Origin of the sequence: Candidatus Microbacterium colombiense (assembly GCA_029203165.1) — a bacterium.
Taxonomy (GTDB): Bacteria; Actinomycetota; Actinomycetes; order Actinomycetales; family Microbacteriaceae; genus Microbacterium; species Microbacterium colombiense.
This window is the reverse complement of the sequence record CP119308.1, coordinates 2527424-2547244: the sequence shown is the minus strand read 5'-3', so window position 1 is coordinate 2547244 and position 19821 is coordinate 2527424. Positions and strand designations below refer to the sequence as shown.

The window sequence follows — 19821 nt, the reverse complement described above, 5'->3', positions numbered from 1 at the left end:
CCCTGCGTCGTCGCCGGTAGATTCGAATCACTGAAACACGGAATCAGGAGCTGACATGGCTGCAGAACCCCTCGTCGCAACGAGCGTCTTCGACCGACTGTTGAAGGACCGCATCATCTGGCTTGGCTCGGAGGTGCGCGACCAGAATGCCAACGAGATCTGCGCGAAGATCCTTCTTCTCGCCGCAGAGGACTCTGAGAAGGACATCTACCTCTACATCAACTCGCCCGGTGGATCGATCACCGCGGGAATGGCGATCTACGACACGATGCAGTTCGTGCCGAACGACATCGTCACCGTCGGCATCGGCATGGCCGCGTCGATGGGCCAGCTGCTGTTGACCAGTGGCACCAAGGGCAAGCGCTACATCACGCCGAACGCACGCGTTCTGCTGCACCAGCCGCACGGTGGCTTCGGCGGTACCTCGAGCGACATCCAGACCCAGGCGCAGCTCATCCTGTCGATGAAGAAGCGTCTGGCCGAGATCACGGCGGGACAGACCGGAAAGTCCGTCGAGCAGATCAACGAGGACGGCGACCGCGACCGGTGGTTCACGGCCGACGAGGCGCTCGAGTACGGTTTCGTGGACCACATCCGCGAACACGCCAGCGACGTCACCGGCGGCGGCGGCACTGCGGACACCGCAGAGTAATCCGGATTCGAAAGGACACCATGTACACCCCCACTTTCCAATCCGCGGGAAACCTTCCTTCCAGCCGCTACGTGCTCCCGCAGTTCGAGGAGCGCACGGCTTACGGCTTCAAGCGCCAGGACCCGTACAACAAGCTCTTCGAGGATCGCGTGATCTTCCTGGGCGTGCAGGTCGACGACGCTTCGGCCGATGACGTGATGGCGCAGCTCCTGGTTCTCGAGAGCCAGGATGCCGAGCGTGACATCACGATGTACATCAACTCCCCGGGCGGCTCCTTCACCGCGATGACCGCGATCTACGACACGATGCAGTACGTCGCGCCGCAGATCCAGACCGTCGTGCTCGGCCAGGCGGCGTCCGCGGCGTCCGTGTTGCTCGCGGCCGGTGCTCCCGGCAAGCGCCTCGCACTGCCGAACGCCCGCGTTCTGATCCACCAGCCCGCCATGGGCGAGGCCGGTCAGGGGCAGGCGTCCGATATCGAGATCCAGGCGGCGGAGATCCTCCGTATGCGCACCTGGCTCGAGGAGACGATGGCTGCGCACACGGGAAAGCCCGTCGAGCAGATCAACCGCGACATCGACCGCGACAACATCCTCTCCGCGGCACAGGCTCTGGAGTACGGCATCGTCGACCAGGTGCTCACCTCGCGAAAGCGCGCGTAGTTCCCCTCAGAAAGGGCGGCAGTCATCGAGACTGCCGCCCTTTCTGCGTGTCCGGGCGGCAGATGCGCAGCGCACCGAAGAGCGTGTGCTCATATGAGCAAAGACATGCGCGTACGCGGTTTCGGTCGTAGGCTGTACGCGGAAGGAGGTTGCCGTGGAAGACGAACTGCTCATGGTCCGTATCGCCGAGTTGTACTACGACGAGGACAAGACCCAGGACGAGATCGGCGCCCTTCTCAAGGTGTCGCGCTGGAAGGTGGGTCGTCTGCTCACCCAGGCACGCGAACGCGGGATCGTGCGGATCGAGATCGTGCATCCGCGCGCTCGACGCCTCGCCCTCGAGCGGCTCCTCGTCGAACGCTACGGCCTCGTCGAAGCCGTCGTGGTGCCCGCTCCGGACGGTGACGAGGGTACTCTCGAACGTGTGGCCCAGGCGGCCGCCGACTACCTCACGGCGTTGCGTCCCGTGCCGCGCACTCTCGGCGTGAGCTGGGGACGAACACTCCGCGCTGTCGCGGAGGCTCTGCCGGACGGCTGGGCGAGCGGGGTCACCGTCGTACAGCTCAACGGCGGTGTGAGCCTCAACCGTCGGTCGGGCGGAGCAGCCGGTCTTGCCGTCACGATCGCCCAACGGGCGTCGGGGCATGTCTCCCTGCTCCCGAGCCCGGCGATCCTCGAACGCGTCGAGACGAAGCAGGCGATCGAGTCGGACCGCACCGTCGCGGCGATCCTCGAAGAAGCCGCCGAAGCGCAGGCGTTCCTCTTCACCGCCGGCCCGTGCGATGCGAGCTCCGCCCACGTGGAGAACGGCTACCTCAGCGTCGAAGACGTGGAGGAACTCGCGCGGCGCGGTGCGGTCGGCGACGTCCTCGGACGCTACGTCGACGCCGAGGGGAACGTCGTCGACGCGCAACTCGACGCCCGCACGGTCGGGGTCGCCCTCGACCGGCTCCGAAGCGCGGAGCGGGCGATCTTCGTGACCGCCGGTCGCGCCAAGCACGACATCGCGCGCACAGTCGTCACCAGTGGCCTGTGCAGCGTCCTGGTGACAGATGAGACCACAGCACGAGCATTGTTGGAGGAACAATGACGACCACAGAACTCAGCCGCAGAGCGGCGGTGGATGTCCTCGGCGGTGAGCCGGACGATGCCACCCTGCGACGATTCCTGCACGGGCTCCCCGGGGTCGACGCCGTCGGACTCGAGCAGCGCGCGGCCGGACTCGGCACCCGCTCGATCAAGACGACGTCGAAGGCCTGGGCGCTCGACACGATCATCCGCCTCATCGACCTCACGACGCTCGAGGGCGCCGACACACCAGGCAAGGTGCGCTCGCTCGTCGCGAAGGCGAAGAACCCGGATGCCGCGGACCCGTCGACGCCGAAGGTCGCCGCCGTGTGTGTGTACGGCGACATGGTGCCGGACGCCGTCGGAGCTCTCGGCGCGCTGCACGGCGACCCGGACGACGGTCTGATCTCGGTCGCCGCGGTGGCCACCGCGTTCCCGAGCGGACGGTCTTCCTTGGCCATCAAGCTCGCCGACACCGCGGAGGCGGTCGCGGCGGGAGCCGACGAGATCGACATGGTGATCGATCGCGGGGCATTCCTGTCCGGCCGATATGGACTCGTGTTCGACCAGATCGCTCAGGTGAAGGAAGCCTGCCGCCGGGCCGATGGCTCCTCCGCATCGCTCAAGGTCATCCTCGAGACCGGCGAGTTGAACACCTACGACAACATCAAGCGAGCATCCTGGCTCGGTATCCTCGCGGGCGGTGACTTCATCAAGACGTCCACCGGCAAGGTGCAGCCCGCCGCCACCCTGCCGACGACGCTGCTGATGCTCGAGACGGTGCGCGACTGGCACCGGGGCACCGGAGAGAAGATCGGCGTGAAGCCGGCCGGCGGCATCCGCACCTCGAAGGATGCCGTGAAGTACCTCGTGACCGTCGCTGAGACGGTCGGCGAGGAATGGCTCCAGCCGCACCTCTTCCGCTTCGGCGCATCGAGCCTTCTGAACGACGTGCTGCTGCAGCGCCAGAAGCTCACCACCGGCCACTACTCCGGCCCCGACTACGTCACGATCGACTAGGAACCCGCATATGTCTTTCCTGGAATACGCTCCGGCCCCCGAGTCCACCGCGGTGCTGAACCTCAAGGACAGCTACGGCCTGTTCATCGACGGCGAGTTCGTCGATGGCTCCGGCTCCAGCTTCACCACGATCTCGCCATCCAGCGAGAAGCGCATCGCCGAGATCGCGTCGGCGAACGATGACGACGTCGACCGTGCTGTCGCCGCCGCCCGTCGCGCCTATGAGAAGACGTGGTCGAAGATGAGCGGCCGCGACCGCGGCAAGTACCTCTTCCGTATCGCCCGTCTGGTGCAGGAGCGCGCTCGTGAGCTCGCCGTCGCCGAGAGCCTCGACAACGGCAAGCCGATCAAGGAGAGCCGTGATGTCGACGTGCCTCTCGTCGCCTCCTGGTTCTTCTACTACGCCGGCTGGGCCGACAAGCTCGATCACGCCGGGCTCGGCGCGAACCCGCGCGCGCTCGGCGTCGCCGGGCAGATCATCCCGTGGAACTTCCCGTTGCTGATGCTCGCGTGGAAGGTCGCGCCCGCGCTGGCCGCCGGCAACACGGTCGTGCTCAAGCCCGCCGAGACCACGCCGCTCACGGCACTGATCTTCGCCGAGATCCTGCAGCAGGCCGATCTGCCCGCCGGTGTCGTGAACATCGTGACCGGTGCCGGTGCAACGGGGGCGTCGCTCGTGCGTCACCCGGACGTCGACAAGGTGGCCTTCACCGGTTCCACCGGCGTCGGTCGGGACATCGCGCGTGCCGTCGCCGGTACGCCGAAGAAGCTGACCCTCGAGCTCGGCGGGAAGGCCGCCAACATCGTCTTCGATGACGCGCCGATCGACCAGGCCGTCGAGGGCATCGTCAACGGCATCTTCTTCAACCAGGGGCATGTGTGCTGCGCCGGCAGCCGTCTGCTCGTGCAGGAGTCCATCCACGACGAGGTCATCGATCGTCTGAAGAACCGTCTGTCGACCCTGCGTCTGGGGGACCCGCTCGACAAGAACACCGACATCGGTGCCATCAACTCGGCGGCGCAGTTGGCCCGCATCCGTGAACTGAGCGACATCGGCGAGGCCGAAGGCGCCGAGCGCTGGACCGCGGACTGCGTGATCCCCGACAAGGGCTACTGGTTCGCCCCGACGATCTTCACCGGCGTCGAGGCCTCGCACCGCATCGCGCGCGACGAGGTGTTCGGTCCCGTGCTGTCGGTTCTCACCTTCCGCACGCCCGCCGAGGCGATCGCCAAGGCGAACAACACCCCCTACGGCCTCTCGGCCGGGATCTGGTCGGACAAGGGATCGCGCATCCTCGCCGTCGCCGATCGTCTGCGCGCCGGTGTGGTGTGGGCGAACACGTTCAACCGTTTCGACCCGTCGAGCCCCTTCGGCGGATACAAGGAGTCCGGATACGGCCGCGAGGGCGGACGACAGGGCCTCATGGCATACCTGAAGGGAGCCGCAGCATGAGCAAGCGACTGACCGTTCCGAAGACGTACAAGCTCGCGATCGGCGGGGCCTTCCCGCGCAGCGAGTCCGGCCGCACCTACGAGGTTCTGTCGAAGAAGGGGGCGTTCCTCGCGAACGCGGCCCAGGGCTCGCGCAAGGACGCCCGCGACGCCGTCGTGGCAGCCCGCTCGGCGGTCAAGGGCTGGTCCGGCGCCACCGCGTACAACCGCGGACAGGTGCTCTACCGCGTGGCCGAGGTGCTGGAGGGCCGCCGTGCCCAGTTCATCGACGAGGTCGTGGCGCAGGAGGGCCTGTCGGTCTCGGCGGCGACGACACAGGTCGACGATGCCATCGATCTCTGGGTCTGGTACGCCGGATGGTGCGACAAGTACGCGCAGGTCGCGGGCAACGCCAACCCGGTGTCCGGTCCGTACTTCAACATCTCGGTGCCCGAACCGACCGGTGTCGTCGCGATCATCGCACCGCAGGACTCCTCGCTGCTGGGCTTCGTCTCCGTCGTCGCTCCTGCACTCGTCGCGGGCAACACCGTGGTCGTGATCGCCAGCGAGAAGCACCCGCTGTCGGCGATCAGCCTCGCCGAGGTGCTCGCGACCAGCGACGTGCCCGGGGGAGTCGTCAATGTGATCACCGGGTCGCCCGCCGAGATCGCGCCGTGGCTCGCCTCGCATCAGGACGTGAACGCGCTCGACCTCGCCGGTGCCGGCGCGCTCGACTGGGTCGATCTGCAGATCGCCGCGGCCGATACGCTCAAGCGCGTGCTGACCCCGGGCGACGTCGTCGCATCACCCGAACGCATCGGGGCCTTCACAGAGGTCAAGACCGTCTGGCACACGAAGAGCATGGTCTGACGACCCCTCATCCACGAGAGGCCCGGATCGCGCACGGCGTGATCCGGGCCTCTTCTGTATCGTCTCGGACTCGGTTGCGCGTAGTCCGCGCCAATGCGTCCCGGTGTCGTATGCAGAGGTTAGGCTCGGAGGACGATCTCAGGATCCCCCTAGGAGGACGCGCATGGCCCGTATCGGTGAAAGCGCTGACCTGTTCAAGTGCTCGTTCTGCGGAAAGAGCCAGAAGCAGGTGCAGCAGCTGATCGCTGGCCCCGGTGTGTACATCTGTGACGAATGCGTCGAGCTGTGCAACGAGATCATCGAGGAGCGCATGGCGGAATCCTCGGCCGAGGGTGTCGCCGACTTCGAGCTTCCGAAGCCGCGCGAGATCTTCTCGTTCCTCGAGGAGTACGTGGTCGGGCAGGAGCCGGCGAAGAAGGCCCTCGCCGTCGCCGTCTACAACCACTACAAGCGCATCCGTGCGCGTGGCACCCTCAAGACGGCCGAGCAGAAGGCCGACGAGATCGAGATCGCGAAGAGCAACATCCTGCTCATCGGTCCGACCGGTTGCGGCAAGACCTACCTGGCACAGACTCTCGCGAAGCAGCTCAACGTGCCGTTCGCCGTGGCGGATGCGACGGCGCTGACCGAAGCAGGCTACGTCGGGGAAGACGTCGAGAACATCCTGCTCAAGCTCATCCAGGCAGCCGACTATGACGTGAAGCGTGCCGAGCAGGGCATCATCTACATCGACGAGGTCGACAAGATCGCTCGCAAGGCGGAGAACCCGTCGATCACCCGCGATGTGTCGGGTGAGGGCGTGCAGCAGGCTCTCCTGAAGATCATCGAGGGCACTGTGGCATCCGTGCCGCCGCAGGGCGGACGCAAGCACCCCCACCAGGAATTCCTGCAGATCGACACGTCGAACGTGCTCTTCATCGTCGCCGGAGCGTTCGCGGGACTCGAGGACATCGTGTCGGCGCGTGTCGGCAAGCACGGCATCGGCTTCGGTGCTCCACTGCACGACAAGGGCAAGGACCTCGACCTGTTCGGCGAAGTGCTGCCGGAAGATCTGCACAAGTTCGGCCTGATCCCGGAGTTCATCGGGCGTCTGCCCGTCGTGACTTCGGTGTCGCCGCTCGACCAGGCAGCTCTCATCGACATCCTCACAGGTCCGCGCAACGCACTGGTGAAGCAGTACCAGCGCATGTTCGAGATCGACGGCGTGCAGCTCGAGTTCGATGATGACGCCCTGCGATCGATCGCCGACCTCGCCGTCGAGCGCAAGACGGGTGCTCGCGGCCTGCGGGCGATCCTCGAAGACGTGCTCGGCCCGATCATGTTCGAGATCCCCTCGGCCGACGATGTGGCCAAGGTCATCATCACCCGCGCCGCCGTGGATGAGGGCGCGCCTCCGACCATCGTCCTGGAGCGCAAGCGCAAGAGCGCCTGAGCGCAGGTAGCTCATCGTGCGGCGCGCGGTCTCGGTGACGGGAGTCATCGCGGCGTGCATTGTGGTGCTCATCGTCATCGCCGCACCGTTCGTGTTCTTTGCTCTGTTCGGGACTCAGGACGGCGATCGGATCGCCGAGGATCGGGTCGCGGCGACGGCGGATGCACTCCGCGACGATCTGGGCTACGAACAGCACAAGCTCGATGCGCCGACGCTCGCGGCCCAACACTTCGAGAGCACCAGCACCGAGGTGATCCCGGTCGCATGGTCGGGCTCGACGAACGACGGCGACCGGGCCATCATCGATGTCCGCATCCGCGCGCACGTCGAGGCGCACTCACCCAGCTTCGGAAACGGGCCGGCCAACACCGAGGGATCGGCCGAGCGTTGCTACCGGTTCACCCTGGCGATCGCCACGTACGCGCAACGTCAGGACCTCGACTGTCGCGACCTCCCGACCGAGGTCACCCCGCCACGCGCCACCCCGCTCCCGGAGTTGCCGGCCGATGCGGAAGACCGTCTCGCTCGTGTGATGCAGCAACCTCCGACGGACGACATCGCCGCACGTGGGCGGACGGAGTTCGCAGATGCCGCGATCTCGATCGACGCGACCGTCACCGCTGCGGGAGTGACCGTCGTCGCCGTCGGTGTAGCGGTCTCCAAGGACTGCATCGTGATGGTGCGTCATCCCGACGGCTCAGTTCGACGGGAGTCGTTCGATCGCATCTCCCTCGAGCCCGGCGAGGGCGGATGCACGGTCGCGCTCTACACTGCGCCGGCGCTCTGACGAGGCCGGTGCGCAGGGCACGGCGCCCTGGCGAGCTCTCTCAGGCCTCCAGGCCGCGACGCTTGAGCAGCGGACCGATGTCGGCGACCCTGCCGCGGAACTCGTGGTAGGCCTGAAGCGGATCCTTCGAGCCGCCGACGCCGAGCAGGAGATCGCGGAAGCGATCGCCGTTCGCCCTGGTCAGCCCGCCGTTGTCCCGGAACCACTCGACCGTATCGGCGTCGAGCACCTCGCTCCAGATGTACGAGTAGTAGCCCGCGCTGTAGCCGCCGGAGAACACGTGGGCGAAGTACGTCGATGAATACCGGGTCGGCACGACCGGATCGTTCAGTCCGATGTCCGCGAGCGCCGCCGCCTCGAATGCGGCGACATCATCGATGTCGGCATCCGTCCCGATCCTGTGCCATGCCTGATCGAGCCACGCCGCGGCCAGATACTCGCTGGTCGCATGCCCCTGATCGAAAGTCTCCGTCGACCGGAGCCGATCGAGGATCGCGGGATCGAGCGGTTCGCCGGTCTCGTGGTGGCGAGCATAGTTGTCGAGCACCTCGGGCCAGAGGATCCACATCTCGTTGACCTGGCTCGGGAATTCGACGAAGTCGCGGAAGACGTTCGTGCCGGAGAAGTGCGGGTAGGTGACGGTGGCGAACAGCCCATGCAGCGCGTGCCCGAACTCGTGGAAGAGCGTGGTGACCTCGTCGAGGGTGAGGAGGGTCGGTTCGCCATCGCCGGGCAGGGGCACGTTGAGGTTGTTCACGACGACCGCCGAGGTGCCGCGCAGCCGCGACTGGCTCACGATCGGGTTCATCCACGCGCCTCCCCGCTTCGAGTCGCGGGTGTACAGGTCGAGCACGTAGAGGCCGAGGGCGGATCCGTCGGCGTTGCTCACCTCGAACACCCGTGCGCCGGGGTGGTAGCTGGGAAGGTCGGGCCGCTCGGCGAACGTCACGCCGTACAGGCGGGTGGCGGCGAAGAACACGCCGTCCTGCAACACGCGTTCGGCCTCGAACCAGGGGCGCAGAGCGCTCGTGTCGATGTCGTACAACGCCTCGCGGACCTTCTCGGTGTAGAACGCCCAGTCGTGAGCCTCGACGGGGAACGGCTCCGGCTCGGTGCGGTCGACGAGCAACTGCAGTGACTCGCGTTCTGCGAGCGCATTCCGCGCGGAGGGAGCAGCGAGCGCGCGCAACATGTCTTCCACGGCCTGCGGGGTTCCGGCGGTCTCATCGGCGGTGACGTACGCCGCGTGCGAGGCGTATCCGAGAAGAGCGGCACGCTCGGCACGGAGGCGCGCGATCTCGCGCAGCACGGGGCGGTTGTCGTTCGCGTTATCGCGAGATCCACGCGCTTGAGACGCCGCCATGATGTCGCGACGCGAGTTGCGATTGCGCAGCTGTGCAAGATACGGGTGACCGGTGAAGAGCGTGAGAGAGACGAGGTAGTGACCGTCGAGCCCGCGCTCTTGGGCGGACCGCGCTGCGGCGGACAGCTCGCCGGCGCTCAACCCATCGAGCTGCTCTGCGGCGTCGAACACGACCGCGAGGTCGTTCGTGTCATTCAGCAGGTTGCGTTCGAACGTGTTGTTCAAGGTCGACAGCTGCTGGTTGAGCAGTGTGAGGTGTGCCTTCGCCTCGTCGTCGAGTGCGGCGCCGGCGTGCGTCATCTCTCGATGATGACGTTCGACCAGGTACCGCTGCTCCGGTTCGAGATCGAGGGAATCGAGCTGGTCGAACACCTGCTGCACCCGCCAGTAGAGCGGACCGTTCAGCGACACCGCATCCTGGTGCGCAGCCATCAACGGCGCGAGCTGCTCGTCCACGGCCTGGATCTCGGCAGTCGCGTCGGCGGAGCTGACGGTGTAGAACGCGTGCGCCACTCGATCGAGAGTCGCGCCGGCCCGCTCCACGGCCTCGATCGTGTTCTCGAACGTCGGCATCGAGCGCACCATCGTGATTCGCGAGATCTCGTGGAGGTGCTCGTCGAAGGCCGCGCGGAATGCGGGGATGTAGTGCTCGGGACGGATCGCACGATAGTCGGGGATGCCGTAGGGCAGAGTCGACGGCTGGAGCAGCGGGTTCGTGGCATCGGTCATCCTTCGAGCCTATCCACCGACGGGCGCTGAGGCGCGGGGCCTCGCCCGCATCCCCGGCGTCGAGACCCCCGTCTCACGTCGAGACCCCCTCCTGCCGACGTCTGCAGGAGGGGGCCTCGGCGAGGCGAGGGGGTCTCGGCTCAGTCCTCGAACGGGCGCGCGATGACCTCACCGGACGCGGACTGCACGACCTCCCAGCCGGCGTCGAGCTCGGCGATGGCGCGGCCCTCGAGCCACGTCAGCGTCCAGTGGCCGGTGAGTCCGCGCGACTCGACCTCGGCGATGGCGGGCCGCAAGGCGGCGGGAACGGATGCCGGGGCCGCGGATCCCGTCGCCCAGCGTGTGCCGAGCTGCATCAGGATGCCTCGACCGGAGCGAGCTCGATCGCGGTGACCGCGAATGCCTCCGCCTCGGTGAACTCGAGTTCGGCGATGCGTCCGACCGCGCGCAGGTCGTCGGCTGCGGCGCGCAGCGCGTCGAGCTTGGTCGCGGGAGCGGCGATGGCGGCGCGTGCGACCGGAGTCTTCTGCGATGCCTTCGCCTCGGTCTTCGCGCGGCGGATGCCGATCAGCGCCTCGCTCGCGGCGGAGAGCACGGACGGGGTCGCCGTCCGCACGCCAGCGCCTCCGGCCACGCGGCGGTGTGGATCGAACCCGTTTCGAACCACGACCAGGCCTCCTCGGTCGCGAACGAGAGCACCGGGGCGAGCAGGCGCAGCAGCGACGAGAGCGCCAGACGCAGGGCGAGCGCGGCGGACGCCTGGCCCACGTCGTTCTGGTTGTAGGCGCGCTCCTTCACGAGCTCGAGGTAGTCGTCGCAGAACGTCCAGAAGAACGCCTCGGTGATCTCCAGCGCGCGCGCCTGGTCGTACGCTCGAAGGCGGCCGTGGCGTCCGCGATCACGCGTCGAGCGCGGCGAGCATCGATGCGTCGAGGGCATGCGTCACCTGGGCGCCCTCGGGCACGGGGAACGACAGCACGAACTTCGCCGCGTTCAGCACCTTGATCGCCAGACGGCGGCCGATCTTCACCTGGGTCGGGTTCTGCGGATCGAAGGCGGCATCCGTGCCGAGGCGGCTGGATGCCGACCAGTAGCGAACGGCATCCGACCCGTGCGCGTCGAGGATGTCCGCCGGCGTGACGACGTTGCCCTTCGACTTCGACATCTTCTTGCGGTCGGGGTCGACGATGAAGCCGGAGATCGCGGCGTTGCGCCAGGGCGAACGGGCGTCTTCGAGCGTCGAGCGCAGCATGGTCGAGAACAGCCAGGTGCGGATGATGTCCTGTCCCTGCGGACGCAGGTCGAACGGTGCCGTGAGCTGCCACAGCTCCTCGTCGCGCTGCCAGCCGCCCGCGAGCTGCGGGCGTGAGGGACGACGTCGCCCAGGTGTCGAGGATGTCGGCCTCGGCGTCGAATCCGCCGGCCACTCCGCGCTGATCGGCCGTGTAGCCCGCAGGCACGTCGATCGTGGGGTCGATCGGGAGGGCTGGCGAGATCGGGCGTGAGCACACGGTCATAGTCGCGCTCGCCGTTCTCGTCGAGGCCGTACCAGAGCGGGATCGGCACGCCGAAGAAGCGCTGGCGCGACACGAGCCAGTCCCCGGTGAGGCCGCCGACCCAGTTCTCGTAGCGAACCCGCATGAAGTCGGGGTGCCAGGCGAGCTCCGTGCCGCGTGCGACGAGCTCTCGCGCAGCTCGGCGTCGCGCGCGCCGTTGCGGATGTACCACTGGCGGGTCGAGACGATCTCGAGCGGGCGGTCGCCCTTCTCGAAGAACTTCACGGCGTGGGTGAACTGCTTTCCGCACGGCGGTCATCTCGCCGGTCTCCTGCAGCTTCTCGACGATGGCCTTGCGCGCGCTGAACACGGTCTTGCCGCGCGAGTCTCGGCGTACCAGTCGACGGCCTCGGCACTCGCCACGGATCGCCGGGGCCGTCGGGAGGAAGCGTCCGTCGAGACCGATCGTCGTCATGTTCGGCAGGTGGTCGCCGCGACGGTTCGCAGCTCGCGCCACCAGACGATGTCGGTCACATCGCCGAAGGTGCAGACCATCGCCGCGCCCGGTGCCCTTGTCGGGCTGTGCGAGGTGGTGGCCGTGGATCTCGATCTCCGCGTCGAAGTAGGGCGTGCGCACCTTCGTGCCGATCAGGTGCTTGTGCGGGCCCTCGCGGGTGCGTCACGATCGCGATGCACGCGGGGAGCAGCTCGGGGCGCGTCGTGTCGATCGTGATCGAGCCCGATCCGTCCGCGAAGGGGAACTCGATGGTGTGGTACGCGGCCTGCTGGTCGCGGTCCTCGAGCTCGGCCTGGGCGATGGCGGAGCGGAAGTCGACGTCCCACAGGGTCGGGGCGAGGTCCTGGTACGCCTCGCCGCGCTCGATGTTGCGCAGGAATGCGAGCTGGCTCTGACGGATGGTCTCGTCGGAGATCGTGCGGTAGGTCTGGCGTCCAGTCGACGCTCAAGCCCGAGCTGGCGGAACAGACGCCTCGAACTGCTTCTCGTCCTCGATCGTGAGGCGCTCGCACAGCTCGATGAAGTTGCGACGGCTGATCGGCAGCTGGTCGGCAGCGCGGCTGGACTTGTTGTCGCCACCCTCGAACGGCGGGAGTGAAGCCTTCCGTAGTAGGGGAGCGTCGGGTCGCAGCGCACGCCGTAGTAGTTCTGCACGCGGCGCTCGGTGGGGAGCCCGTTGTCGTCCCAGCCCATGGGGTAGAACACGGTCTTGCCGCGCATGCGCTCGAAGCGTGCCTTGACGTCGGTGTGCGTGTAGGAGAACACGTGACCGATGTGCAGACTGCCGGATGCCGTGGGCGGCGGGGTGTCGATCGAGTACACACCCTCACGACCGGACTGCGCTGCGCGCACGCGGTCGAACAGGTACGTGCCCTGTTCAGCCCAGGTGCTGTCCCACTTCGCTTCGAGGCCTTCGAGTGCGGGCTTGTCGGGAATCCGGTTCTGCGACGAGTCGGAATCAGGCATGAAGGTCTCCTCGAACGATGTATGCGGCACTGTGTGAGCGTGCCTGAGTGTGGGTTGTGGGATCAGTCTACCGAGCGGGCGCAGCGCGGGGATGACGTCACTCTTCGACCCAGTCCAAGAATCAGCCCTAGACTGGAGAGCACCCCGACCGTTCTTCCTGAGGAATCGCCATGCCCGTAAGTCCTGTGCGTCGTCTCCTGCCCTTCGCCGCGATCGCGGCGGCCACCGCGCTCGTGCTCAGTGCCTGCGCCACTCCGGCAGGGCAGAGCGATGGCGACGGCGAAGTCGTCTGGTCGATCGAGGGGGCCAACCTGTCGGCCGGTCACATGGATCCGCAGGTCAGCCAACTCGACGTCTCGGGCATGGTGCAGCGCGCCGTGCTCGATTCCCTGGTGTTCCAGGAGGATGACGGATCGTTCTCACCGTGGCTCGCCACGAAGTGGGACCTGTCGGACGACGGCAAGGCGTACACGTTCACACTGCGAGACGACGTGACCTTCCACGACGGAGAGCCGTTCAACGCGGAGGCCGTCAAGGCGAACTTCGACCGCATCGTCGACCCGGACACCGTGTCCGCCCAGGCGGCCAGCATGCTCGGAGCGGCTTTCTACGACGGCACCGAGGTCATCGACGACTACACGGTGAAGGTCAGCTTCACCCAGCCGTACGCGCCGTTCCTGCAGGCCGCGAGCACGCCGCAGCTCGGCTTCTACTCGCCGGCGGTGCTGGCGGAGTCGGCCGATCAGCTGAAGGCCGGAGGCCCCGGGATCACCGTCGGGACCGGCCCGTTCGAGTTGACCGAGTACACGCCCGATCAGGAGATCGTCTACACGCGCAACGACGACTACGCCTGGGGTCCGCATGGCGAGAAGGCTCCGGCGTTCGAGACTCTCCGTGTGGAGATCCAGCCCGAGGCATCCGTCCGGGCGGGCGTGGTCGAGAGCGGCGAGTCCGATCTCGCCAGCAACATCCCGCCGAACCTCGCCAAGGACCTCGGCGACGGCGTCACGGTGGACTCGATCGAGTATCCCGGTCTGCCGTACTCGCTGTACCTGAATGAGAAATACGGGGTGTTCGCCGACGAGAAGGTACGTCAGGCGTTCGCCCGGGGCATCGACATCGACGCCGCGGTGGAGGAGATCTTCTTCGGACAGTTCCCTCGCGCCTGGAGCATCCTCGGATCGACCACCCCGGGATACGACGCCGCGATCGAGGGAACATGGGCGTTCGACCCTGACGAGGCCAACAGCCTGCTCGACGCCGCCGGATGGACCGAGCGGGACGACGAGGGGTACCGCACCAAGGACGGCAAGCGTCTCTCGGTGCGCTGGATCGCATGGACCCCTGTGCCCGATGACCGTGCGGCGCTCGCCAACGCGGTCCAGTCCGACCTCAAGGACATCGGATTCGAGGTCGTACGCGAGGTGCTGGAGCCCGGCGCCTACAACGAGCAGTACGGCCCGAAGACCTTCGACCTGACCGACTGGGGATTCTCGGGCGCCGACCCCGATCTGCTGCGCAGTCACCTGCACACGGGTGGGATCCAGAACGCCTCTCAGGTCGCAGACCCCGAGATCGACACGCTCCTCGACACCGCCGTCGCCAGCCGCGAGCAGAGCGAACGTGACGCGCTCTACACGCAGCTGCAGCAGTGGAACGCCGAGTCCACGGCGATCGTCCCGCTCTACAGCCCCTCTGCGATCACCGCGGTGGGGGAGCGCATCGACGGCCTCCAGTACGACCTGTACGGTCGACCGCTGTTCTACGATGTGACGGTCGGCTGAACGCCGCTCGAACCCGCGTCACGGGGTCGCGACACGGAGGGGGAGCGGTGAGGGCAGTGCTCCTTCGGATCGCCGGCCTACTGGCATCCGTCCTGCTCGTGCTGTGGGGCGCCGCCACCGTCGCGTTCCTGGCGTTCCGGGTGATCCCCGGCGATCCCGTGTCGGTCATGCTCGGACCTCAGGCGCAGGTCAGTGACGCGGTGAAAGACGGCATCCGATCCGAGCTCGGTCTTGATCGACCACCGCTGGAGCAGTATCTGACGTACCTCGGGCAGCTCGCCCGGGGAGACCTGGGGGAGTCGTACCAGTTGCGGCTGCCGGTGTCGGAGGTGATCGGTCGGCAGCTCGGCGCCACCGTGCAACTGTCGGCGCTCGCCCTGATCATCGCGGTCGTCGTGGCGCTCGCGGTGGCGCTGCTGGCGCGACGTCCGCTCGCGCGAGCGGTCGTCACCGGCGTGGAATTGGTCGTGCTGTCCTCACCCGTCTTCTGGATCGGTCTCGTGCTGCTGAGCGTCTTCGCCTTCGGTCTCGGGTGGTTCCCGGTGTCGGGGGCCCGGAATCCTGCGACCATCGTGCTGCCTGCCGTGACCCTGGCGCTCCCCGTCGCGGCGTTGCTGGGACAGGTGCTCCGCGACGGGCTCGTCCAGGCCGAACGGATGCCGTTCGCCGAGACGGTGCGCGCACGGGGTGCCGGGAGTGGATGGTTCACGATGCGGCACGGGCTCCGGCACGGTGCATCGGGTGCGATCACCCTCACGGCGTACCTGACCGGTTCCGTGCTCGGGGGAGCGGTACTGGTCGAGACCGTGTTCGCCCGACCGGGTCTCGGCCGCGTCACGCTCGCGGCGATCAGCGACCGCGACCTCCCGGTGATCTCCGGCATCATCCTGCTCAGCGCGCTCGTGTTCGTCATCGTGAACGCGATCGTGGAGCTCGTGCATCCGCTCATCGATCCTCGGCTGCGACGCGCAGACGCGGTGCGGGGAGGGCGACGGTGAGGCGCGCGCAGGTGGTGCTCCTCTGGTGCGCGGTGGCGGCGTTGCTGCTCATCGCGTTCGCCGCGGCCTTCCCAGGGCTGCTCGCGACGCATGACCCGGTGCAGACGGATGTGCGCGGAGCACTGCTGCCTCCGGGCGCGGACCACCTCTTCGGCACGGATCAGAGCGGACGTGACGTGTACTCGCGGGTCGTCTACGGGGCCGGGCGTTCCGTCGGCGTGGGCCTGCTCGCCACCGCGATCGCCGTAGTGGTCGGACTCACAGTGGGCGCGCTCGCGGGTACGGCCCCACGGCCCGTCGACACGACACTGATGCGGGTGAACGACGTGCTGATGGCGTTCCCTGAATTCCTCGTGGCGCTGGTCGTGATCGCGATCCTCGGACCCGGTCCGGTGAACGTGGCTCTCGCCGTCACGCTCGCCGCGGTTCCGGTGTACATCCGGCTCGCGCGCGTGCAGACGCGCACGCTCGGTGTGGCAGAGCACGTCGAAGCCGCGCGCATCCTCGGAGTTCCGGCGGTGCCGGCGTTTCTGCGGCATGTGCTCCCCGGGGTGCTCGGCTCGCTCAGCGTGCTGGCCACGATCGGCATCGGGTCCGCGATACTCGCGGCGTCCGGTCTCAGCTTCCTGGGCCTCGGGCCCGCAGAGCCGACCCCGGAGTGGGGTCTGATGCTCGCGGGCGGACGGAACGTGCTCGGCCAGGCCTGGTGGATCTCGGTCTTCCCCGGGATCGCGATCACCCTGACCGTCGTCGCGGCGACCGTCGTCGGGCGGATGCTGCGCGCGCGTGCGGAAGGCCGGACACGATGAGCGCTGGCGACACCCCCGTCATCGACGTCCGCGGCCTGCGGGTGAGCTTCGACGACCGGGCGGTCGTTGCGGGGCTGTCGTTCACCGTGTCGCCGGGGGAATGCGTCGCGATCGTCGGCGAATCGGGGGCGGGCAAGTCGCTGACGGCGCGCGCTCTGCTCGGACTCACACCGACGGCCGCCACGGTGCGGGCGGAACGACTCCTGGTGGCCGGCGTCGATGTGCGCACGGCGAGCGAATCCGAGTGGCGCCACCTCCGAGGGGCACACATCGCCCTGGTCTCGCAGGACGCACTCGTGGCGCTCGATCCGTTGCAGCGCGTCGAATCCGAGGTCGCCGAACCACTCCGACTGCACCCGGCGTCTCACCGCGGACCCGAATCGATCGGCGACCGCGTACAAGGGCTGCTCCGTCGCGTATGGATGCCGGATCCCGAACGCAGAGCGCGCCAGTATCCTCACGAGTTGTCGGGTGGCCTGCGCCAGCGCGCGCTCATCGCCTCGGCGCTCGCCGCAGGTCCCGCGGCGCTCATCGCCGACGAGCCGACGACGGCACTCGACGCGACCGTGCAGGCCCGCATCCTCGATCTGCTGCGCGAGATCGCTGACGCCGGAACCGCTGTGGTGTTCGTCAGTCATGACTTCGCCGCCGTCCGACGGCTCGCTGATCGCGTGCTCGTGATGCGCGGAGGGGAAGTGGTCGAAGAGGGAACGGTCGAACAGGTTCTGCAGACGCCTCAGCATCCGTACACGCGGCAGCTGATCGCAGCCACGGTCCATGCGCCGCGGGTCGTGGAGGACGAGGAATTCGACCCGATCGTCACCGTCGAGTCGGCGTCGCGGTCGTTCTCCGGAGTGCCCGCGGTGGTCGATGCGTCATTCTCCGTGCCGCGCGGACGCACGCTCGGCATCGTGGGCGAGTCGGGTTCGGGGAAGACCACGCTCGCGCGGATCCTCCTGGGCATCGAGCGCCCGGACGCCGGGGTCGTGCGATGGGAGCCCGGGCATCGCGTGCAGTTCGTGCATCAGAACCCGTTGGGAGCCTTCGATCCGCGGTGGACGATCGGGAGGTCGCTGCGCGAGGCGCTCGCCGCCGGGGGAGTGCCGCGCGCCGAACGGCGTCGCCGCGTCGACGAACTGCTCGTCGAGGTCGATCTCGATCCAGGGCTCGCCGCTCGCCGCCCGGCGGAGCTCTCCGGTGGCCAGCGACAACGCGCGGCCACAGCCAGAGCGCTCGCCGCAGACCCGGATGTGCTGGTGCTCGACGAGCCCGTGTCCGCCCTCGACCCCTCGGTGCGCGAGCGGGTGCTGCAGCTGCTGCTCCGCCTGCAGCGCGAACGCCGGTTGACCATGATCTTCGTCTCGCACGACCTCGACGTGGTGCGGGCGATGGCCCACACCGTTCTGGTGATGCAGGACGGGCGAATCGTGGAGCAGGGGCTCATGGGCGCGGTGTTCGACGATCCACAGCATCCGTTCACGCGGGAACTCCTCGCGGCGAGCGGCTTCGGCGGATAGAGCCGCCAGCGATCTCGATCACCCCTTGATCTGGATGCCGATTCCGGCGGCGATCACCGGCGCCAACTGCTGCACCTGGAATTCGGTGAGAGTGGTGCCGCGCAGGCTGTTGGCGTCGAGGAATGCGAGGGCGTCGAGCCCGCGAAGGTCGACATCGGTGGCACTCATGCCGCGCGGATCGACCTCGTCGACGGTCGTGCGGGTGAAGCGCACGCGGGTGAGCTCAGCCTGCGGCATGTCGAGCGTGCGGAGGTGACAGTCCGAGATCTCGACGTCGGTCGCGCGAGCGGCTCCGAGGTTGAGGTAGTCGATGCGGACACCGGTCAATTCGAGCTCGGCGATGCGCGCCGTGCTGAGGTCGAGGGTTCCGATGCGTCCGCCGAGGATGCGGAGTCGACGCGTACTGGCGCCGCGCAGGCGGAGCGAGGCGATACGTGCATCGGCGAGGTCGACATCGAGGAGTGTGCCGCCGGTCAGGTCGACGGCATCGGCATCCGCCGTCACCCGGCACTGTTCGAGCGAACCGTAGGCGAGGTCGACGGTGCCGCTGAGCGCGAGGCTGGCCGCGATCAGATCGACGTTGCGCGCCGGCGCGGCCGGGGTGAACTCGTCGGGGAGATCTGGAGGTGATACGCGCGGGGCAGCCGGGGAATCGGTGGAGCGGGCCATGTCTCGAGGGTAGGGGGTGGGGCCGACACTCGACGCGGTGCGGCGGGGTTCTGCACCACTTCGGCCCCGATGGTGCAGCGCGATCCGATCGAAGGCAGATTTCCGCGGCAGCGCTTCTCCTGCACAGCGCTTGGCGAGAGTCTGTCATCCCCAATCGCCGCGTGCGATCGTCGTCCACGGGCATCCTCGGAGAATGCGGACGCGAACGAGACGACTGGTTCAGGAAGTGATGAAGGTTGACGGTGTGGCACGGACTGCCGGGCTCCGCGAACGGGGGATCAGCAGGTACGACATCGCGCAGGGTGTGACAGAGAAGGCGGTGCTGCCCATTCGCCGAGGATGGATCGCGCTGCCGCAGGCGGATCCGATGCTGGTGGATGCCGCCCGGCGCGGCGTCGTTCTCACGTGCGTGACGCAGGCGCGTCGACTCGGCCTCTGGGTGCATGCGGACGACGGGCACCATCACGTGGGTTCGGCACCACGCGGCCCTGCCCGCGCAGAAGCAGGTGTCCTCATCCACTGGGCGATGCCGTTGATCGCGCGGCATCCGGACTCACTCGTCGACCCGATCGAGAACGTGCTCGCCCTCGTGGCGGACTGCGAGCCGCATGAGCGTGCTCTCGCCACCTGGGACTCTGCGCTCAACAAGGGCCTGGTCCACCGCGCGGCGCTCGAGCGGTTTCCGTGGAAGACCGCCGCGCGTCGCGTTCTGGCGGAGGCGTGGCCGTTCGCTGATGCGGGGCTCGAGACCTATCTGCGCCCACGGTTGCGATGGATGCGGATTCCGCTGTACTTCCAGATCTGGATCGCAGGTCATCGCGTGGATGCACTGATCGGAGACCGACTCGTGGTGCAGATCGACGGCTCCACGCACGTCGGGCCGCAGCGAGCGGAGGACATCCGCCACGATGCGGAACTCACGCTCCTCGGCTACCACGTGATCCGCGTGGGGTATCGACAGATCATCGACCAGTGGAATGCCGTGCAGGACCGGATCATGCGGGCCGTGGCTCAGGGACTCCACCTCACGGGGCCTGCGTAACCTCGGAGT

16 protein-coding genes and 1 pseudogene are annotated in these 19821 nt (G+C 67.7%); 13 read left to right on the top strand and 4 right to left on the bottom strand.

The genetic code is table 11. The features are described from left to right. Window positions 1–55: 55 nt before the first annotated feature. The 8 genes from P0Y60_12330 (at window position 56) to P0Y60_12295 (ending at window position 7922) form a co-directional block, all read left to right on the top strand. On the top strand, window positions 56–652 hold the full coding sequence (locus P0Y60_12330) for an ATP-dependent Clp protease proteolytic subunit (GenBank protein ID WEK60119.1): 597 nt from the start codon (window positions 56–58) through the stop codon (window positions 650–652). Between the two features lie 20 nt (window positions 653–672). Continuing rightward, window positions 673–1314, top strand: coding sequence for an ATP-dependent Clp protease proteolytic subunit (locus P0Y60_12325; protein WEK60118.1), 642 nt, complete (start codon window positions 673–675; stop codon window positions 1312–1314). Window positions 1315–1468: 154 nt separating this feature from the next. Further along, window positions 1469–2404, top strand: coding sequence for a sugar-binding domain-containing protein (locus P0Y60_12320; GenBank protein ID WEK60117.1), 936 nt, complete (start codon window positions 1469–1471; stop codon window positions 2402–2404). Further along, a complete protein-coding gene (gene deoC, locus P0Y60_12315; protein ID WEK60116.1) occupies window positions 2401–3402 on the top strand; it encodes a deoxyribose-phosphate aldolase in 1002 nt (333 codons plus the stop codon). The genes P0Y60_12320 and deoC overlap by 4 nt, the downstream gene beginning before the upstream one ends. A 10-nt stretch (window positions 3403–3412) precedes the next feature. Continuing rightward, entirely contained in the window at window positions 3413–4855 is a 1443-nt protein-coding gene (locus P0Y60_12310; GenBank protein ID WEK60115.1) for an aldehyde dehydrogenase family protein, read from the top strand. Then, on the top strand, window positions 4852–5703 hold the full coding sequence (locus P0Y60_12305; protein ID WEK60114.1) for an aldehyde dehydrogenase family protein: 852 nt from the start codon (window positions 4852–4854) through the stop codon (window positions 5701–5703). The genes P0Y60_12310 and P0Y60_12305 overlap by 4 nt, the downstream gene beginning before the upstream one ends. 163 nt (window positions 5704–5866) lie before the next feature. After that, window positions 5867–7135, top strand: coding sequence for an ATP-dependent Clp protease ATP-binding subunit ClpX (clpX, locus tag P0Y60_12300; protein ID WEK60113.1), 1269 nt, complete (start codon window positions 5867–5869; stop codon window positions 7133–7135). A 16-nt stretch (window positions 7136–7151) separates the two neighbouring features. Further along, complete coding sequence (locus P0Y60_12295; GenBank protein WEK60112.1) at window positions 7152–7922, top strand: hypothetical protein; 771 nt, start codon at window positions 7152–7154, stop codon at window positions 7920–7922. A 40-nt stretch (window positions 7923–7962) separates the two neighbouring features. Here P0Y60_12295 and P0Y60_12290 read toward each other — a convergent pair whose 3' ends face one another. The 3 genes and pseudogenes from P0Y60_12290 to valS all read right to left on the bottom strand — a co-directional run bounded on the left by P0Y60_12290 (window position 7963) and on the right by valS (window position 12993). Beyond that, window positions 7963–10014, bottom strand: coding sequence for a M3 family metallopeptidase (locus P0Y60_12290; GenBank protein ID WEK60111.1), 2052 nt, complete (start codon window positions 10012–10014; stop codon window positions 7963–7965). A gap of 140 nt (window positions 10015–10154) precedes the next feature. After that, window positions 10155–10370 carry a hypothetical protein gene (locus P0Y60_12285; protein ID WEK60110.1) on the bottom strand — a complete coding sequence of 72 codons (216 nt, stop codon included), beginning with the start codon at window positions 10368–10370 and terminating at the stop codon, window positions 10155–10157. Continuing rightward, window positions 10370–12993, bottom strand: a pseudogene (valS, locus tag P0Y60_12280) (valine--tRNA ligase). Before valS ends, P0Y60_12285 begins: the two are co-directional and overlap by 1 nt. A gap of 170 nt (window positions 12994–13163) precedes the next feature. On the opposite strand from valS, the gene P0Y60_12275 reads away from it, so the two are divergent. From P0Y60_12275 to P0Y60_12260, 4 genes are read left to right on the top strand one after another with little or no spacing between them, the layout of a single operon-like run. Beyond that, window positions 13164–14777: an ABC transporter substrate-binding protein gene (locus P0Y60_12275; GenBank protein WEK60109.1), complete on the top strand. Its 1614-nt coding sequence runs from the start codon at window positions 13164–13166 to the stop codon at window positions 14775–14777. Window positions 14778–14824: 47 nt separating this feature from the next. Continuing rightward, window positions 14825–15775, top strand: a complete 951-nt coding sequence (locus P0Y60_12270; protein ID WEK60108.1) for an ABC transporter permease — start codon at window positions 14825–14827, stop codon at window positions 15773–15775. After that, window positions 15772–16584 carry an ABC transporter permease gene (locus tag P0Y60_12265; GenBank protein WEK60107.1) on the top strand — a complete coding sequence of 271 codons (813 nt, stop codon included), beginning with the start codon at window positions 15772–15774 and terminating at the stop codon, window positions 16582–16584. The genes P0Y60_12270 and P0Y60_12265 overlap by 4 nt, the downstream gene beginning before the upstream one ends. Continuing rightward, window positions 16581–18101 (top strand): ABC transporter ATP-binding protein, encoded by a 1521-nt coding sequence (locus tag P0Y60_12260; GenBank protein ID WEK60106.1) that lies wholly within the window; start codon window positions 16581–16583, stop codon window positions 18099–18101. The genes P0Y60_12265 and P0Y60_12260 overlap by 4 nt, the downstream gene beginning before the upstream one ends. 18 nt (window positions 18102–18119) lie before the next feature. Here P0Y60_12260 and P0Y60_12255 read toward each other — a convergent pair whose 3' ends face one another. Next, on the bottom strand, window positions 18120–18770 hold the full coding sequence (locus P0Y60_12255) for a pentapeptide repeat-containing protein (GenBank protein WEK60105.1): 651 nt from the start codon (window positions 18768–18770) through the stop codon (window positions 18120–18122). Between the two features lie 244 nt (window positions 18771–19014). Here P0Y60_12255 and P0Y60_12250 point away from each other — a divergent pair, with 244 nt between their 5' ends. Continuing rightward, window positions 19015–19812 (top strand): DUF559 domain-containing protein, encoded by a 798-nt coding sequence (locus P0Y60_12250; GenBank protein ID WEK60104.1) that lies wholly within the window; start codon window positions 19015–19017, stop codon window positions 19810–19812. The last annotated feature ends 9 nt before the right edge of the window (window positions 19813–19821 follow it).

Bases quoted from the DNA above. Each gene is read 5' to 3' on its own strand.
- P0Y60_12260 (WEK60106.1), top strand. From the start codon at position 16,581: ATGAGCGCTGGCGACACCCCCGTCATCGACGTCCGCGGCCTGCGGGTG.
- P0Y60_12310 (WEK60115.1), top strand. From the start codon at position 3,413: ATGTCTTTCCTGGAATACGCTCCGGCCCCCGAGTCCACCGCGGTGCTG.
- P0Y60_12305 (WEK60114.1), top strand. From the start codon at position 4,852: ATGAGCAAGCGACTGACCGTTCCGAAGACGTACAAGCTCGCGATCGGC.
- P0Y60_12285 (WEK60110.1), bottom strand. From the start codon at position 10,370: ATGCAGCTCGGCACACGCTGGGCGACGGGATCCGCGGCCCCGGCATCC.
- P0Y60_12325 (WEK60118.1), top strand. From the start codon at position 673: ATGTACACCCCCACTTTCCAATCCGCGGGAAACCTTCCTTCCAGCCGC.
- P0Y60_12255 (WEK60105.1), bottom strand. From the start codon at position 18,770: ATGGCCCGCTCCACCGATTCCCCGGCTGCCCCGCGCGTATCACCTCCA.
- P0Y60_12290 (WEK60111.1), bottom strand. From the start codon at position 10,014: ATGACCGATGCCACGAACCCGCTGCTCCAGCCGTCGACTCTGCCCTAC.
- P0Y60_12330 (WEK60119.1), top strand. From the start codon at position 56: ATGGCTGCAGAACCCCTCGTCGCAACGAGCGTCTTCGACCGACTGTTG.
- P0Y60_12275 (WEK60109.1), top strand. From the start codon at position 13,164: ATGCCCGTAAGTCCTGTGCGTCGTCTCCTGCCCTTCGCCGCGATCGCG.
- deoC (WEK60116.1), top strand. From the start codon at position 2,401: ATGACGACCACAGAACTCAGCCGCAGAGCGGCGGTGGATGTCCTCGGC.
- clpX (WEK60113.1), top strand. From the start codon at position 5,867: ATGGCCCGTATCGGTGAAAGCGCTGACCTGTTCAAGTGCTCGTTCTGC.